Source organism: Streptomyces sp. NPDC127197, from assembly GCF_042672405.1.
GTDB classification, from domain to species: domain Bacteria; phylum Actinomycetota; class Actinomycetes; order Streptomycetales; family Streptomycetaceae; genus Streptomyces; species Streptomyces flavusporus.
In genome coordinates, this window is record NZ_JBHXVG010000036.1 from 17,472 (window position 1) to 35,722 (window position 18,251).

The window sequence follows — 18,251 nt, forward strand, 5'->3', positions numbered from 1 at the left end:
GTCGCAAGATGCTCTTGGCGCTCCACAGGAAGCGCCTGGTCCTTTTCACAGACGATGTACGGTCGAGGGAATATCGTGCCAACCCGCTTGTTCCACGACGTCAGCGAATGACTTCATGCTCTGCGGCAGCAGTCGCTCAGCAGCCCCCTCAGCCTCGGGACGGGGCACGTCCCCATTGAACAAGGAGATCGGGTCGTCCCGAACCGCTTGCACTTCGTCCGAATCCGAGGGAACGGGGTCACCGTAGAACCCGGGAAGACTCTCACCGGCGTCGAGCTGGAAGGCGGCAAGGTAAGGGCCGCGACAGCCTCGCGGACGACGCGCGTGTCCTCGGCGATTCCGCTGCGCCCGCCCGCGCTGGGAAGGTCTACCGTGCGGGTCTCGATTGCTTCGACGCCCAGCCCCGCCTGCAGCTTGTCCCAGCACCAGCTGCCGTGCCATGCCCCATGAACAAGGAGCAAGGTGGGACGGACTGTCGCATCTGGAGTCACAGGTGCTCTACTTTCATGATCCTTTGATGGAGGCGCCCGTGAGCGCAAGATCGAGCGTAAAGCCGACCAGACACCATGTCCAACGAGGTGTTCAACTCCAGCCGGAGCGACGCTACAACGCCGGCCGACGACTCAATTAGGGTTTTCGGTACGGCCACTGATCGGGTGATGCTGGTGGTGGGGGCAACGCACGAGGCTCCCGTGCCGTCGGGGGAGGTGTTCGAAGTCTCAACCCACAGGCGAAGGAGCCGCGTTGGTTCCGCACCGCCCACGCCTACGCGTCGGCCGTCATCAATCTGCTCGCAGACCGAGCGCCCGGCCTGATGCGTGCCCTGCGTGAAGCCGACCCCGACCACGTCCTGCTGGACGGCACTCTCGCGGAGTGCGACCGGGTCGGTGACAGCCGGGCCGGCCCACAAGCACCGGACCGATCTGCGTTCGAAGGCGAGCACGGAGGCATCCTCATATGGCTGCCTCCCTTCGCCCGTCCGCTGGGTCTGCGGATAGGCCGGCGGTGATGGCTCGGTTCACAGGTCGGGCGCGGGTTTGGTGAGGAAGTCGGCGTTGGCCTGGGTGTCGTGGCTCAGCACGACCTGGTGGTGAGGGAGGGTGGCGAGCCGGTCGGCAACGGTCGCACGTGCCACGTGGGACGAACACACTGATCCGGGATGGAGTGGCCCGGGCTGTGATGTCCGCCGCCGACATCATGGCCTCGCTGGCCCGGATCTGAACTACGACCAGCCGCCGGACGAGTCGACCTGGAGCCGGGAGGCCGCCGGTGGCCTCCCGGAGAGCCGATGAGCGCTGGCTCCGGACCCGAGCACGGTCGCCATCTGTGAGGGCGCGCACTTCAACTGGCCACCTCGGCTCGGGCCCGGTACACCGCCGCCTCGGCGGTCGTGGTGGAAGTGCCGACCCGCGCGCGTCAGTTGCCCTCCGCAGTGGCGAGTCGGCTGACGGCGTCCGCCAGCCGGTGTCGGGCGGCCGTGAGTGCTGACAGGGCGTCGGCTTCGGCGTCCTCGGCCGTCGCCCTCTCGCCCGAGGGCACGGCCGGGTCGTCCGCTGGGGCCATGTGCTTGCCGTTGTCGCGGTTCGGCGAATCGGGCTCAGAAGGGGAGGGTGTCCTCGGGCTCCTCGGGCTCCTCGGGCACCGGTGTGAGCGGTCCCCGGGTACGTGACGGGACGTCGATCTCGGGGAGCAGCAGCGCGGCGGCACCGGGGAAGAGGTCCGGTCGGTGCTCGACCACGCGGCGCGTGTCCTCGGGACTCAGCCCGAGTTGTCCTAGCGGCGCCGATCCGCCTAGCTGGAGCAGAGAGCCGATCCGTGGGGAAAGGTTCAGGCTGAGGCCGCTCAGGTGTTCCTGGGTGACCTGGACGGCCCTGACCTCCGGGCTCGACAAATACTGCTCCAGGGTGGGCGGCGGTGGCGTCCGTGGGGGGCCCGCGTTCGTCGGATCGGCGTTCTCGTCCGGCACCTGTGTCGTTGTGTCGTGCCGGTCGTCCGGTACGGGGGCGGGGGTCGGTGCCGCGGGGTGGGGCTGGCGGGACGGGTGGGCCAGGGCGTATGTGTCACCTCGCTGGTAGAGCGTGATGTCAGTTCGAGGAGCGTCGTTCGGGGTGTGGGTTTCGGTGGTGCCGTCCTCGTGGACCACCGTGATGCGGGCGCCGTATGCCTCGGTGGCGATGGCCAGGGCGCTGCGGGTCAGTGACGGGGTCCAGCCGTGGCCCACCGCGAGCTGGGCGAGGATCAGGGCGGTTTGCTGGTCGTCGATGAACGGTGCCAGTTGGTGGGGGGCGGGGCGCATCGCCGGGTTGGGGGCGGTGCCGGGCAGCGGTCGCTGTCCTGACAGGATCTCGTGCGGTCGGCGGCGGTCCGGTTCGGGACGGGTCTGTTCCAGGGCGTGCCAGAAACCGTTGCCCGCGCCGCCTGGCGGCACCAGCTCGTACGTCTGCCCGTCGGGGGCGGTGAGGCGCGTCCCGTCGTTCGAGGTCCGCCAGGCGTCCGCGCCCCGCTGCTTCGCCCATGGCAGCGTGGTGTGCGTGGGTCGGTCCGCGAGTCCGTCGGGTCGGGGGTTGGCGGTGGCGGGGGTTGAGGTGTCGGAGGCGGCTGGGGTCCGGGCGGGCGGCGGCGTGCCCGGAGGCAGCGCCACCTGGAAGTGATCGTCCGTGAGCCTGAGTACGACCGACTGCGCCGGGGCCGGGTCTTGCCCGGCTTCGAGTCTCGCCGGTGGGAAGGTGACGAACCGGCCGTCGGTGTCCACGACCGTCACCTCGACGCCGAACGTCCGTGCCGCGAGCACGGGCAGCAGGTCGGCCGCACCCTGGTTCCAGCTCGCCTTGCTGGAGCTGGTGCCGAGGCGTCGCAGGGCTGCCGCCGCCAGGCGGCCGCGCTCCTCGTCGGTCAGGGCGTGGTAGGCGGAGAGCCTGCCCGTGGCGCCGAACTCCCTCCCAGCGGGCGTCGCGCCCAGATCGATGCCGATGGCCTTGAGGTCGTCCGCCGAGAAGGTGTCGAGGGTGTCCGCCACCGCGAACGCCCAGAGATCCGAGTTGTCCGGATCGTCCAGTCGGTCGGCCAGGAGGCCGCGCAGCGCCTCGGCGCGCTCCTTGGGAGTGCCGTGCGTGTGCGGTCCAGAGCGGGCGGGATCCGTGTGCGTCAGGGCCTCGTCGAGGGCGTGGAAGAAACCGCTGCCGTCCTTCGGGACGTCGTGGATCTCGTAGTTCCGTCCCTCGGGTGAGGTGATGACCGCCGGCTTGCCCTCGGCGGCCTCGTGGACGGTGAACTTGGGCTGTTCGGTGGTCTGCTTCGGATCTTCGGGGGGAGGGGTGAATACCACGGGGGAGGGCTTCGACACCTCGTCGCGCTGCTCGGGGGACAGCTGGTACCAGCGGGTCAGCCGGTCCGCCGCGTACCGCACCCGGTGGAACTCGATGGCCGCTTGTACGGCCGCCTCCCTGTTGCGGGCCAGCTCCTCATCGCCTTCCGTCCGGCCTTCGGTGTCCTGGTCGGTGTCCTCGCGGCTGCTGAGGGGTGTCCGGCGCCTCATCCAGTACGTCTTGTCGGCCTCTACCCAGGCGTCACCCGCGTTCTTCACCGCCTGCCACGCGTCCGAGACCTCCTGAGGGAAGTTGTGGTCGCCGATCAGCCCCCAGCTGCGGGCCGCGTCCTCGCGGATCCAGGCGACGGTGTACGTCCGTGTCTCCGTGGCGCGTCGTCCCGGGGTGAGTCTGCCGAACGGGCCGAGCGCCCAGGACGACGCCTTGTCCATCCGGTCGCGGATCGTCTGGTTCACGTGCGCGGTGGCGATCCAATCGGTCGGTACGGCGAAGAGGAACGCCATGGAGGCGGCGTACGAGACATCGGCCGTGGTGGCGTTGCTGATGCCGAGCTTCCTGCTCTCGCTGTCGGCGGAATTGAGCAATGTGCCCGACGGGCCGGGCAGGATCGCACCGGTCGAGGGCGGGACGAGGATCGGGACGGCGTTGAGCGAGGTGTCGTGCGATCCGCTGCGCGCGACGCTGACGTCCTGGCCCTGGGTCACCTTCACGGTGCCGCTCATGGTCGCCGAGGGGGCGACGGTCATCAGCCGGGCACCGCTGAAGTCCGGCCTGGCCCAGAGGCGGTGTTCGGCGCGGACGTCTCCGACGAGCGGATCGTCGGTCTGGCCGGGGACGCCGTAGCCCTCCTCGGAGAGGGCGTCCAGGAAGAAGCCGGACAGTGACGCGTCGCTGATGGCGTTCTCCCTGGCCTGTGAGGGGGCACTGCCGGGGACGGTCAGTCCGGTGCGGCGGGCCTGTGCCACGGCCCTGTCGAGGGCACGGTCGGTCAGCTCGCCGGTCTTCGGGGTCGACTTTCCGTAGGCGGTCGCCAATACGATCTCGGACGCCTCCCTGAGGTTCCGCACGCCCACAATCATGCGCGGCTGGAAAGTGTCGTAGCTGAGGCCGGTCGGGACGGGGTGTGCCTGGCGCCACGCGGTGACCTCGGGCTGCTCCACCGGTGTCGCTCTGAGGATCACCGAGCGGGAAGGGCGCGGCAGTGGGGGCGGTGCCAGCGGGTCCGGCGACGACGCCTGGTTCGAGGCGGCCGAGGGCTCCGCTTCGGACACGGTGGACGGCTTCCGTGCGGTGCCTGTTGACGCCTCCCGCGCGGGCTCCGCCGACGGATGCGCCGCAGGCTCCGCGGGCGGCTGCGCTGCGGGCTCGGAGGGTTGCTTCGCAGGCTCCGCAGTCGGCTCCTGGGCGGTAGCCGCCGACGGCTCCGGGACAGGCTCGATGAAGGCTTGGGGCGCGGTCAGGCTGAGCGGGACTCGCTCGCGGAGTTGGCCGATGTTGTCCTCCACCGGCGGAACGCCGGCGATGCCGATGGTGATCCTCAGCCGGTACGACGTTGTGAACTCGGCGTGCGGCTCGTCGAGGGAGAAGTTCTGGCCGATGGCCGTTTCCGTCGCCGTGCTGACGGTCCCGCTCTGCGCGCTGGTGCCCGCCTCGGTGTAGCCGATGCCGGCCGTCCGCGCGGTCGGGTCGCCGGTCGGTATGCCCTCCCGCGCCGAGATGCCGATGCCCCGGGACTTGGTGATCGACTGGGACGTGTCGACCGACTCGCTGGTGGACCGGTTGTCGCTGAGGGTGACACTGTGCCCAAGGCCCTCGAAGACCGTGTCGGCGGCGATGAGCTGGATGCGCACCGAGACGGTCCGTTCGCCCAGGTGCACGGTCGGCGTGATGTCCGCCAGCCGCAGGCTGCGCCAGGCGGCCCGGGCACCCGTGCCGACACCGGCGTCCGGGGTCGCAAGCTGCTGCCGCAGACCGCGCAGGGCTCGCGGCGTGACCAGGCTGCGCACCCGCTCTCTGTCCACGTCGCCGATACCCCGCGCGGCGAGCATGTCGTCGACGCGGGCCAGCAGCGCTGTGGCGTCGAGGGCGTTGAGGGGGAACGACTGGAACGGCGTCGGCCCGGACCAGGCCGGAAGGCTCCAGGTCCGCTCCGTGTACACGGGGAAGTCCGGCAGGCCGTCGTCGGCCAGTTTCAGACGGTGGGCGACGCGCTCGGTCACGGCGCCGAGCCAGCCTTCCGGGATGGTCAGACGGGTGCCGTGCCAGCGGTTCGCCGCGCCGCTGAGCATTCGGTGCGCCAGTGCGCCGGCGCCCCGGGACTCGATCAGCGCCAGCAGCGTGTGCTCGGCGGACGCGCTGACCAGGAACTTGTGGTTCTTGTCCTCCTGAGAGCTGGCGATGCTCACACTGCGGGTCACGGTGGCGGTGGTGCTCGTCTGGACGCCGAGCTTTCCCATGAGGACGTAGGTGCCCAGGACCGGCTGTGCCCCGGAGCCCTGCGCGCGGGCGAACGCCAGTTGTCCGTTGAGGGTGAACGACCAGCTCGTCGTCAGCGCGCCGGACGCCTGGAAGTCGGCGGAGACCTGCTGCTCCATGTCCAGCACGATCGCATCCGAGACCAGCGTGGGGTTGACGATCCGCACCCGGTGGACCACCGTCCCCATCCGGTCGACGTACGGACCCGGCCCGTACAGGCCGGTCATCCGCAGGCCGGAGCCGCTGGTGGTGACATCGACCCCCGAGTGCAGGAACTGCGGCAGCAAGGCACGGCCGACCGCGGCCCGCGCCGGGGAGTTGGTCTGGGTGAAGTGCCAGGAGTTGTCGGACGCCGCCGCCATGACGGCGTTCACCGCGTCCCCCAGCTCCCGGTGGGCGGCCAGGCCGATGCTCAGGTAGTGGTGGCCGTCGAAGGGCCGGGGGTCGGGGGTGGCGCGCTGGTCCGGTCGGTCGGGGCCGGGGGTGCCGGGGAGGGCGGTCTCGCGCCCGGTGGCCAGGGCGCGGGCGGTGGTGCTGTCCAGCGTCTCCCTGCGTACGACGCTCAGGGCGCCCGGTCCGGTCCGTTCGGTGGGGGCGGCTGTGCTCTCGGCGGCGGGACCGGCCTTCTTCCGCGTGGCCGACATCTCCAGCTCGGGCACGGAGAGCAGCACCTGGCCGCGTACGGCGTTCGGGCCGCCGATGAGCGTCTCCGGTGGCTTGCTCCGTACGAAGGTCTCAAGGCCCATCACCCCGAAGGTGCCCAGCCCCCGCCACAGGGCGCGCGGCCGGGTGAAGCCGCCGACCTGAGCCGTGAGTTCGAGGTCGTACCAGTACAGGTGGGAGGTCCCCTTGGCCGACACCGCCGTCTCGGCGGCCACGCTTCCCCCGTAGCCGACCTTGTCCGTCCGCGCGTGGGCCGCGCTCGGTCCCGCCCCGATGATGCCCGTGTTGGTGACGGTGCCGGAGCCGCCCGTGTCGGAGGCCCGCAGACTGAGGTCGATGCCTCCCTCCAGCGTCCGCGTGGCGTTCCGCGATCCTTCGAGCTTGTCGGTTCCGGCGGTGGTGTCCTTCAGCCAGGGCTCGTTCGTGGACCCCTCGTACCTGCGGTTGGTCATCGTTCCCTCGATCCACAGGTACCGCTGGGCGCGCGTCAGCCGCCGGGGTTCCACCAGCGGGATCCGGATGCCGGTGGTGACCAGCGCCTCCAGGTTCCCGGCCACGCTGTGGCGGTGCAGGGTGTTGATGATGCGCAGAGTGTTCGCCAACGCCATCACGAAGTGCTGGCGACCGTTCCAGCGTGGGGCGTCCGGATCGGTGAACTCCTCCAGCGGGGCGACCGTGTTGGGGTAGCGGGCGCCCACGGCCCGCAGCACCTGGTCGGTGAAGTGCTCCAGCAGGGTCGGTCCGTCGGCCTGTTCGGCGTCGGCGGGGGCCGTGCCCGTGCTGGGGCCGGGGCGGACGTAGGCGCCGTCCGGCCATCTGAAGGACTCCGCCCGGCACAGGACGAGCAGAGTGGGATGGTCCTTGGGGAGGAACACCGGCGGCTCCGGCTCGGCCCCGGCCGCTTTGCGCAGTCCGGTTCCGTCGTCCCAGCCCGCCAGTCGCCTGGCCTCGGAACGGGTCATCCGGTCCACTGCCCGCAGCGTGTACGTCTTCTCCTTGGTGTTGCCGGTCCAGCGGACGACGACCTGCTTCTCCATGCCGTAGACCGCCGTCGGAGCCCCCTTGACCTTGAGGGCCGACTTGCGCGCTCCGGACCCGCCGAAGGAGGTGCCGTGCGTCGTGGAGCGGCCGACCCTGCCGAACAGCACCGCCATCAGCCGGGCGCCGAGACCGCCCATACCGAAGCTGAAGCCCGGACCGAGCATGGCGGTGATGTCCTGGCTGTTGGTGAGGGTCAGCAGTCGCTCGTTCTTGGCCGTCTGCTGTACGACGTTGTTCATCTCGATGTCGTGGGGCTCGGATCGGAGTCGTCCGCTCCTGGGCACCACACGCTGCACCACGAAGGTGCCCAGCGGGGTGCGCTCGGCGTCGTCACGGAACAGCAGGGGGCCCGGGACCGGGCCGTGGGCCAGCCGGTCGGCGTTCCGCTCGAAGAAGTCACTGCTGAAGAAGTCGGAGATCTGCTGGTAGGCGGTGGTGCCGGGGAGCGCTCCGACGGCCTTGAGGGCGTCCTCGCGCAGCTCTGTCACGGACAGCACGCTCTCGGTGTTCACCAGCCGGTATTCGGACCCGGGGCCGAGTCTGAGCTCCTCGGGGGTGAGGGACCGATCCGGGTCCACGTCCCGGCGCTTCATGTCGTCGGTCAGACGCAGCGTCAGTCCGTTGTGGACGGCGAAGGAGAAGCGGTCCAGGTCCGTGATGTCCCAGCGGATCACCCGCCGCAGGCCGGGGATGGCGTCGCGGTAGGACGGGCGCAGCCCGGTGTGCCTGCGCACCCTGATGTCGTAGTGGACGTCCGTCAGGTGCAGCGGGACCGCCTCGGTGGAGTTCGTCTCGGTCTGGCTGACGTTCTGGTCGGTGAGGGTGAACTCGTAGCCGCGTCCCCGTCCGATGCCGAGGCCCACGCGGGCGATCGCCGGGAAGGGGACGCCAGGGCCGAAGGACACGGCGGGGGCTATCTGCCGGGTCGTCGACAGGGTGCGGGTCGCACCGCCGGTCGTCTGGCTGCGCCTGCCGTACTTGAGTTTCGCCGCGGCGGCCGGGTCGGTGAACCGCTCCCAGTACGGGTACGGGCGGGTGACGATGTGCAGGGTACGGAGGGTCTTGTCGGCCGCCTGGAACGGTGGCGACTCCCATCCCTCGCCCGCGAACCGGCGCGGATCGGTGCGCAAGGCGTGCCGGAGACGGGTGGCTGTGCGGTTGCGGTCCTCGGCGTCGGGGATGTCCGCCCTGCTGATGATGTGCGCCACGACGTCGTCGGTGCCGCGCAGGGTGGGCCGGGAGCTGCCGTAGGTGGGCGTGGCGTCGCCGGTGAGCCACTCCGGAAGCTGCGTCCGATCGTCGAACGTTACCGGCTGGGCCAGTGGCGTGGGGGGCGGGAGGGTGTCGTCCAGCCGGGGCGGCCGGTGCCGGTCGAGCGCGGCCTCCACGTCGACGGGTTCGGTTTTGGCGGTGCCTTGGTTCGGGTCGGTTCCAGGGTTCGGATCGGTGGTGGACATCGGGTCGGTGGCGGCAACCGGCTCATTCTGCGCGGTGTGGCCGGTCGCACCGCTCTCGGACTCCTGCACGGCCGGGTGCCGGCCCAGCAGACCAGCCAGGGAGAAGCGACGGGACCGCCCCGGTGCGGGCGGGTCGGTGCCCGGGCCCGGGTCCGCGTGGCGGCTGTTCTGGTCACCGGCCTGCGGGGCGGCGTCCGCACTGGCGATGTGGCTCTGGAGCAATCGGAGGTAGCGGTCACGCAGCCCGCCCTGGGGCAGCCCCTCGGGCGCGGAGCGGTGGTAGTTGCCCATCAGGCTGCCGTCGATGTCCGGGCGGTGCTGGGCCGTCTCGTCCTGGTACTCGTCGCGCAGGCCCAGCTGGTGCCCGATCTCGTGCGCCAGGTCCTGGTCGGTGGCCGCGGCCTGCCACTGGTGCTGGGTCGTCGCGGACCCGGGAGCGCCGACCTCGACGGTCAGATGCGGGTGGGCGGAATCAGCGTCGGCGCGCTCCACGGTCACATGCAGCCGGTCGCCGTCGGGCAGCCGGTGGCGCGGGGCGTTGAACACCCGCTCGACTCCCGCCTGGACGCGGCTCCACAGCGCTTCGAGCTGGGGCTCGGTCACGGCGTCGGTGCCGGTGAGCCGCACCCGTACCGTCAGATCCGTGACGGGTTCCGCACCGAGGCGGAACCGTCGTATGTCGAACCCGGACCGCACCTCGTACCGGGGCGCGTGCGCTCCCGTGCCGCGCGGGGTCGACACCGGATCCACCCAGTGGTGCTCAACCGTCCGCACAGCCGCCGCGTCACGTGCCGCGTGCCACCGCGGATCGCGTACGGCGCCGACCGGCTCGGCGCCCGAACCGGCGGGGACTGGCCCGGATACGGAAGGGCTGCCATGGTCCCGTTCCGCGTCGTGGTGCGGGGCGGACGGCAGCAGGGCCTCGGTGATGTCAGCCTCCGTCGGCGGCACTCCCGCCGCTGCCTCGGCCTCCCGCTTCAGCGCCGCGCCCCAGTGGGGCTTGAGTCCCTGTTCGATGAAGGTGCGGATCTGGCCGCGCCGGAAGACGACGTCCCTGTTGACGGACTGCCACAGCAGCATCCGTTTCTGCTCGGCGACCTCCGCCTGGCCCTGTTTGTGGAGCAGCACGTTCACCAGGTCCCGCGTCTGCACCTGGTCCTGCGCGAGACGGGTGGCCGTGGCCGCGAACTGCTCGGGGCCGGTCACCCGGCCGAGCTGCTCCACATCCGTCTGAGCCTGCTTGATCAGCAGGTTGAAGGCGAGGCGCAGGTTCAGGTTGTCGATGTTTGCGGGCAGCAGTGGCAGTTTGTCGTTCTCGGCCCGCGTCAGCTCCCGCAGGCGCTCCTGGGCACCTCTCAGATAGATCTTCGCGGTGTACGACCACTCGTGCCCGGGGGTGAGACACACCGGACGGTGGTCGAAGCGGGCCAGAGACGTCCGTGCCATGTTGTCGAAGGCGACGTGCACCTCCTGACTGAGGAACTCCCACCCCTGGTCGCCGCGCCACATGACGTTGGTGATCTCGGGAGCCGCATCCGTGCCGAGGCTCTGGTACTCGGCGTGGCCGAACCAGTCCATCGGCCGATGGCGCCGCCGGAAGGTCTCCGCGTGCTCCCTGTTGCTGTCGGGCGACTGGTAGTGCCACACCGTGAACGACCCGGCGTCCGGCCCGGCCGTCACCGCGAGCGCGCACCCGTTCATTCCCGCGGTGAACACGATGTCCGGATTGAACTCGCCACCCCGTCCGACCGGGACGACCCGGTGCCCCACGTCGGTGCGTGGCCTGGCCGTGCCACCGGTCTTGTACGGCACGTAGTGCGCCGCGATGTACTCGCTGTCCGCGCCGACCGCCGGGAGGGCCCGGCCGCCGATGATGTCGCGGAGTTCTGCGTCGGCGGCGTACTCCTGGTGGTACCTCTCCACGGCCGGGGTCAGCAGGTAGACGCCGTGCTCCCCGCCCACCGCGGTGGCAGACGGGGTGAGGGTGAACCAGTGTCTGTCCTGCCGGTCCAGCCACTTCAGGAAGGCCCGGTGATCGATGCCGAGGCCGGGCGCGCGAGCCTCCATCCCCTCGCTCATGCGCAGCAGCACCTGATGCCGGCCGAGGAAGTCCCTGGGCGCGGCCATGAAGTCGGCGACGGCTCGGGCAGAGCGGTCCCGGCCGGGGGCGTGACGTCCGGCGTCGCCGGTGGAGGTCGCCGGTCGCGGGCTGCGCGGCTCAACCGTCGCGGGGGATCGCCGCTCCGGTCGTTCGGCGGCGGCCTCTGGCGTGATCGTGGGCGGGACAGGGCGCGGGACCGGCGCCGGGAGACCGAGTTCCTCGACGATCCTGCCGAGGTCCTCGGTGGCGAAGCCGCGGTCGCCGGGCTCGATACCCCGCTGCCGGAGTGCCTCGTACTTCGCCGCCCGGCTCGTTTCGTCGTCCGGCCGGCCGTCCCGCCACGGCGGGGGTTTCTCCGTTCCCTCGGACCGGGCCGTGCTGGTGACCCACTGGCCGCTCAGTGTGGGCACCTTGGAGATGACGATGCGCCGGTAGCCGACGGTCCTGTGCCACGGTTCGAGCCGTCCGGCCTGAAGGTTGCCCTCTTCCTCCAGGTAACGCACCTGGTGGCCGATGAGCGCGTACGGTTCGAGGTTGCCGCTGCGGAAGCCCAGGTGGCTGAGGCTGTTTCCGTCGCCTCTGGCGAGGTGATCGAAGACTTTGAACTGGTCGGCGCGCGTGGCATTCGGGAAATGCCGTCGCCACAGTTCGGTCTTCCAGAACTCTGTCAGGTCGAAGACGTTCTCATGGGCGTCCGCGAGTTCCCGGTAGGGGTCGGTTCCACCCCCCTTCCTGTCCCCGGCGATGATGACGGTCGTCCCGGACGGCAGCACCGCGACCAGCTGACGTATGCCTGTGACACTCGTGTCGTGCTGCGGGTGCGCGCCGCCGTGCTTCCCGCTGAACCGCGACCAGAGCACGACGTAGCCGCCGCTGAGCGGAACGCCCAGTTCGCCGAGGAACGCCCCCGCGCCCGCGTCCGGCCGGTCGCTGAGACCCCAGGCGGTACGGATCTTGGCCTGCTCGTGGTTCTGGCGCCCCCAGCGGACCGTCACCTCCTCGGTCGCACGGGTGACCGGGTGGTTCAGGTGCCGGGTGCGGAGATTCACCGGCACCGGCGGTCGTACCGAGTCGTACGGCAGCGCCTCGTCCTGGCGGGCCAGCGTGGTGTACAGGGCATGCGGATTCTTCGCGTAGAGGACGTGCACCCGGTCGCGCTCGGCAGCCACTTCCGCGGCGATCCGCGCGTCCAGCTCCGCCTCCTGCGGCGCCGGGGTCCGCGCCGCCGGTCCCTGTGAGGCGCGCAGTCTGGCGCGTTCCCGTTCGTACCGCGCCCGTACCTGGGTCTCCAGGCCGTTGCGCAGGAAGTCGCCGACCTGGTCGGGGTGGTGCGGCCCGGTCAGCACGGTGACGTGCAGCTTCGGATTGAGCAGCAGCGCCGCAGACAACCCGAACATGTCGCCGGTGAAGTTGCCCACGGTGAGGATCATGCCGCGGTGCGGCGGGGCACCGGCGTGGAAGACGTCCTTCAGATCCTCCAGGGCGGCGGTCAGCCGTGCGACGTCGTCCCGGTCCGCCCCGAACTCCCGCCACCGTGCCTGCAACTCGCCCAGCAGGTTTCTGGTCTTGGCCACCTCGGCGAGATCGGTGGTGAGCTTGGTGGTCAGGGAGCCCTGGGGGTTCGTACGCCGGAACGCCTCGCCCCTCAGTTCCTCCAGGGTGTCGCGCAGCGCCACGGAAGCGGCCGGGTCGCGGTGCAGCGACCACAGGAGGTCGAAGAGGTCCTTCTGCTTCTTCGAACCGGTGCGGACGGCGAACGAGAAGGCCTTGTCCACGACGGCGTCCCGGTCGGAGGCGACGAGGATGCCGTTGATGGTGAGGACGTCGGCATAGTGGGTGGCGCTGGGACCGATGGTGATCTCCACACCGTCGATCCATCCGGTGACCGCCCGCTTGTCCTTGGCGTCCGGTGCGAACGGTCGCAGGGTCGCGTCCGGACGTTCCCGGCGGATCGCGTCGTTCAGCTCCGCCGCCCTCGACGCCACATGCGGGACCTCGGCCCGGAAGTCGAGGTCCGCGACAGGGCGCGGGCTGCCGAACTTCAGGGCGGTCTGTGCGCCGCCGGCCAGCAGCACCGGCAGGCCGAGCCGCTTCTCCATCAGCGCCGAGAACCAGGCGCCGACCTCGAACTTCTTCTCCCTGCTGACCGCCGGTGACGTGGTGGCCGCGACATCCGCCGTCGCCTCGGGCGGTCGGCTCGGGCCTGCCTCGGACCCGGTGGCGGACCGGTCGGCCTGCTTCAGCACCACCTCGAAGCTGAGCGACCTTGTCGCCTGCCCCTGCGGGTAGGCGAGCAGCAGTTTGTGCCTGCCGGTCCTGAACGGGCGCGCGTCAGAGGGCACCGTGATCAGGGAGCGGTATGCGGAAGCGCCGATCCTGTCGAGGACCCGGTCCACCAGCTCGGACACGGGGACGGCATCGCCGTCGATGACGATGTCCAGCCGCTTCTCCTTGCCAAGGGCGGCCTGCCAGGCCCGCTGGAGCGGGTCTGCCGCGTCCGGGTCGAGCCGGAGCGACACATTGCCGCCGCCGCGCAGCCCGGGACGGCCCTGGCCCAGCACGCGGGCCGCGACCTCACCGGCGACCTCACGCACCGTCAGCCGGGTGAGCGCTCCGCTGTCGGCCAGGTCGCGGTGGATCCGTGCGACATCCTCCGCGCCGACCTGCCCCATGCCTGGCGCCTGACGCCGCACCAGCAGGTTGACCTCGTGGTAGAGGTCCGCTTCCGGGGACAGCGCGTGGGCGTCCGCGCCGGTCACCGCGGGCACCGTGCCGCCGGAACCGCCGGGGTCCGACCGGTCGTCGTCGGCCCGGTCCGTGCCGTCGCCGTCCTGGGGCGGGGAGGCGTCGGCGGCCTCCGGTCCGTCCGGCCGTACGATGGCCCGGCCAGTGTCCGCGACCGGCGGCCATGACTCCCCGGCAGACCGTGAGCCGGGGGTCGTGTGGGTGTTGAATTCCGCCGCTAGCAAAGCGGAGAGCCGTTCGGCGGCGTTTGGGTCCGTTGCCGACGACAGGTCCCCGTAGGTGAACGCGAGCAGGTGGATCATGTCGTCGTGCAGGCGGGTGTAGGCGGCTTCCGGCGAGTCGCCGTCCTCCTCGACGGGAGGGACCGGCGGCTGGTGGTCACGGGCCATCAGATCCCGCGCGCGACCGAGCAGGGCGTCGCGCGTCCTTGCGTCCAGGCCGTTCAGGAACCCACGGGCCTGCTCGAAATCAGTGCGCCAGTCCTGCAGGACGTCCGGATCCACGCGCGGGACCGCGGTAGGGCCACCAGGAGCGTCCCGGCCGGCCGGGCGCGGCGCACCCGCCGGGGCGGTTGCGGCGTCCTGGGCGTCGCGAGGAGGCAGACCGAGGGCGATCTCGTCCGGGAACAGCCCGTTCTCCGCGACGTCGCGCCGCAACTCGGCCTCGGTCAGCGGTGCCAGATAGCGGTATCTGCTCCACCCGTCGACATAGCTGAATCCGTGCTCGGCGGCGTGCGGCCACAGCGCGGAGGAACGGATCAGCTCGTGCGCGGTGTGGTGTCCGCCCACCAGCATGGCGCCCATCAGCCCGAGCCGGAGCTCGGCCATGTCGACAGGGGTGTCGAGAAGAAGCTGAAGGCGGTGGGCCGTCTCCAGGATGATGATCAAGGAGCCCGAGGAGCCGGTCGCGACGAGTCCTCCGGTGCGGTCGCCCCCCTGGTGCAGGGGCGCGCGGAACGGAAGGTCCATCTCGTCCCTGGCGCGCTTCCAGACCACGTATTCCCTGCCGTCGTCGTCCCGTGCTCCCGCGGCTGCGAACTCCCGCTCCGTCACCGGAGGCTCGAAACCGTCCACGGGGAACGCTCGCGCGCTCCCCGTGGCGTAGCGCCGCCATACGCGCTCCGCGGTCAGCCACGGGAAGTCGGAGGTCGTCGGTGGGTCGATGAACCCGTCCAGCGCCAGGCTGGACGCGCTCGAGAACAGGAGCGCGGTCAGCTCCCTGAGGTTGCCTTCCGCGACCACGTCTTCCAGGGTGTCGATGTCCGCCCTGACGCTGCCGCTGCGGGCCGAGCCCGTGGGCGGCATACCCAGCAAGTGAAGCCGTTCCGGAGCGTACTGGCCGAGGAGCGACCAGATGTCCTGTGCCAGCGTCCTGACCGCGTCCACCGACTGCGGTCGCCGTACCAGGTATGCACCGAGCTTGCGGTCGAAGACCTCGGCCGCCTCGGCGTAGCGGATCGCCGTCAGATCGGCCGTGCGCGCGTCAGGCGGCGGCATGGTTCTCAGGCTCTGGGACGCCTGGTCGTGCAGGGCCGTGACGGCATCGAGCAGGGATCTGTCCGCGCCCTGGTGCCCGCGCCAGACCTCGATCCGGGCGAGCAGCTCGCGGAGCGCCCGCTCGTCGCGACGGTCGCGCTGCAATCTGCGCACCGCCTCGTCGACGCTGCGCAGTTCGGTGGAGCGCGGGTGTGGCGACCCATGGTGGGTGAGCCGGAACCAGTCCTTGATCCAGTCCGGCGGGGTGGCCGGAGCGGTCCCCCGGCCACCCGGGGTGCGGGATGACGGTGCTCCGCCGCGCATGGGGAAGGCGTCGCCGTGGAGGGAAGCGAACAGGTGATCGGCCTGGTGACGAAGGGGCTGCGAGTCCATCGACCGGATCCGCTCGTCGTCATAGGCCTGGGCCACCAGGGCGGTGATCTCCTCCCTGGAGAGGCCGTCGAGACGGGACGGCCGCTTCCCCTGCAGCAGGAAGAACTCGTTCAGCAGATCCTCGCGGTCCCGTTCCGCGAGGTCGGTCCAGGGCGAGTCCGTGCGAGCGGCGACGGTGGAGGACGCGGGGGGCGGGGGTTCGGCGGGCGTCCCGTCGGTGTCGGGCACGGTGGACGGTGTGCTGCGGTCGGGCGCCGTCGTGGGCACCGTGGGCGCGGTGCTGGTGGTGGTGTCGGGTGTGCCGGGGGTCTGCTCCGGCGCCGCCGGGGCAGTGGCCTGCGGTGTGGAGGTCAGGCCGACGGTGGTGGGGGCCGAGAGGTCGTCCGCCGTCTCGGCGGTGTCCTCGGACGCGCTGTCCGGTCGGCCGGTGGGACCGGTGTCGGGAGTGCCGGAAGCCGGGCGCCCACCGGGCCGGGTGGGCGAGGTCGCGGCGGTGGCGGAGGCGGCTGCCGGGAGGTCCGTTCCGGCCACCTCCCAGGTGGCCGGAGCGACGGTGCGCGGCGTGGCGGGGGCGAGCGGCGACGACAGCGCGGACGCGGAAGGAGGGATGCCGACGGCGGCGTCCCCCGCTGTGTCGTCGGTCGCGGTGAGCGTCGCGTGGTCGTCGTCGGTCGCGGTGGGTGTGGTGCCGTGCTCGTCCGTGCTGGAGGTGGTCGAGGGAGACTCGTTGTTGCCCGTGCGGGTGCTCGTGCTCCCGGGGCGGCTGCCGGTGGTGGGCGCCTCGGCGCGGGTGGGCGAACTCTCCGTACGTGCGCCGGACGTGGTGTCCGTCCGGGTTCCTGTCGGCCCCTCGGGGCGGGCGGCGGCAGGCGTCTCGGTACGGACGCCCGGAGCCGGGGCGCCCGGTGTGGAGCGGGATGGGTCCGCCGGGGCGCCCGGCGAGCTGGGCCGGGTGGTGTCCCCCGAGGTCGGCACGGTGTTCGACACGCCGTTGTATGCCACGCCACTCGGTACGGCGCCCTGATCCGTGTCGGCGGCGGTGTCGGTGTCGGCGTAGAGGGCCTCGTCGGGGGCGCGCAGGAGGTTGTCCCGTTCGTCGCGGGAGCCCGTCGTACCCGGAAGGCCGGACAGCGGGCCCCGGCCGGACGCGCTGCCAGAGCCGGTGTCGGAGGAACCTTCAGCTCCTCTGGCGCCGGTGCCGGTGCCGGGAGTACCGGCGGTTCCGGACCTGGTGCCGGTGCCCGTCGTGCCGTTCGTCGCGGATCCGGCGCCGGTGTCTGTCCGGCCCTGGCTCCGGACAGAACGAGACCCGTCGGACGGATGGTCGCGGCCGGAGCCCGTCGCGCCGCTACGGACCTGGCCACCGTCGCCCGTGACGCCGCCGACCGCACCCGAGCCGGTACGCACCAGGCGGTCGTCCGACCCGGTATGTCCAGGACTGTCGCCGGCCCCGGCGTCGGCGTCTGTGCCCGAGCCGTTTCGGTTGCCCCTGCCGGAACCGATGCCGTTGAACGTGGGCAGGCCGAAGCGCTCCCGCAGGGCGGCACCGAACTTCTCCACGCCCCGCGCCGCGCCGCCCTCGGCGGCCGACATGGTGCCCGCGGTCCACAACGTGGTCCAGTTCCAGACGAAGCCATGGCCGAACGCGCCCATGACAAGAACCTCGGCCACGGCCTCCGACAGACCCCCGACGACGAAGCCCTCGCCCGCGTCCACCGCGTGGCTCTCCGGCCCCCGGTTCGGCCTCCCGCCCCCGGTCGGCAGGGCGTTGACCGGCCCGAGGCCTCCCCCGGGCGGATCAAGGAACACCCTGTCGGCCCCGTTCCGGAACGGATTGGGCGTCAGGTTCCGCAGACCACCCGTAGCGGCACCGAAGAAGGTGCCCAGACCACCGGCGACGGCGCCGAACGCCGCGGACTGCCCTACGTCATTCCAGTCCACTCCGTCCGGGCGATTCCGCTGCGGCCCGAACGCCATCAGCGCCAGACGTGTGATCAGCGTCTGGAACGCCTCGTCGGCGGCGCCGGTCAGCACGCCCATGTACTGCTGCACCCGCGTCAGCATCATCGCCAGGTACGTCAGCAGCGTCACCCGGCTGCGTGCCGTCGCCTGGGGGATCTGGCTCGCGGCAGAACCACCCGTGAAGTACGAGATGAGCAGCAGAACCTTGATCTCGATGAGCAACCGCACCAGTTCGGCGAAGATGCTCCACTTGCTCTCGACGACGTTGACACCGATGCGTTGCCTGCCGTCCGCCACCGACTCCATCTGCCGTGCGAACTCCAGCAGATGGTTCTCCCCGCCGTCGTCGAAGAGCGGACGTATCGCCGCCAGGAACGACCGTCCGATTGACGGGGGCAGCGCACGCGCCGTCTGCTCGGAGGTGTCCCGCAGCATGTCCGAGAACTCCCGCAGCTGGCGTGCCATTTCCCGGTAGGGGGCCTGGCTCAGCGCCACGAGGTCCTCATTCGCCTGCGGGAACGGCTGACCGGCCACCACCAGCATGAACGTCCGCAATTCGGGCGGCAACTCAATGGCCATGGTTCACCAGTCAGGAATCGGACGGACAGGGACG

The 18,251-nt window shown here is 71.2% G+C and carries 3 protein-coding genes and 1 pseudogene; 1 reads left to right on the plus strand and 3 read right to left on the minus strand.

Annotated features, from left to right (window positions below; genetic code table 11):
* Positions 1-113 precede the first annotated feature (113 nt).
* The gene (locus tag ACFVJQ_RS36365) at positions 114-491 is read right to left on the minus strand and encodes an alpha/beta fold hydrolase (RefSeq protein WP_385515534.1); all 378 of its coding nucleotides are present in this window, start codon (positions 489-491) and stop codon (positions 114-116) included.
* Positions 492-754: 263 nt separating this feature from the next.
* Between ACFVJQ_RS36365 and ACFVJQ_RS36370 the strand changes: the two are divergent.
* A pseudogene (locus tag ACFVJQ_RS36370) lies at positions 755-970 on the plus strand (IS5/IS1182 family transposase); the annotation flags it as partial.
* Positions 971-1,416: 446 nt separating this feature from the next.
* On the opposite strand, the gene ACFVJQ_RS36375 reads toward ACFVJQ_RS36370, so the two are convergent.
* Both ACFVJQ_RS36375 and ACFVJQ_RS36380 read right to left on the minus strand, forming a co-directional pair.
* Positions 1,417-1,563, minus strand: a complete 147-nt coding sequence (locus ACFVJQ_RS36375) for a hypothetical protein (RefSeq protein ID WP_385515533.1) — start codon at positions 1,561-1,563, stop codon at positions 1,417-1,419.
* A gap of 34 nt (positions 1,564-1,597) precedes the next feature.
* Positions 1,598-18,217: a hypothetical protein gene (locus tag ACFVJQ_RS36380; RefSeq protein WP_385789950.1), complete on the minus strand. Its 16,620-nt coding sequence runs from the start codon at positions 18,215-18,217 to the stop codon at positions 1,598-1,600.
* Between the last annotated feature and the right edge of the window lie 34 nt (positions 18,218-18,251).

What these genes read in the sequence shown, in the direction of transcription:
- ACFVJQ_RS36380 (WP_385789950.1), bottom strand. Translation starts at nt 18,217, where the DNA reads ATGGCCATTGAGTTGCCGCCCGAATTGCGGACGTTCATGCTGGTGGTG.
- ACFVJQ_RS36375 (WP_385515533.1), bottom strand. Translation starts at nt 1,563, where the DNA reads ATGGCCCCAGCGGACGACCCGGCCGTGCCCTCGGGCGAGAGGGCGACG.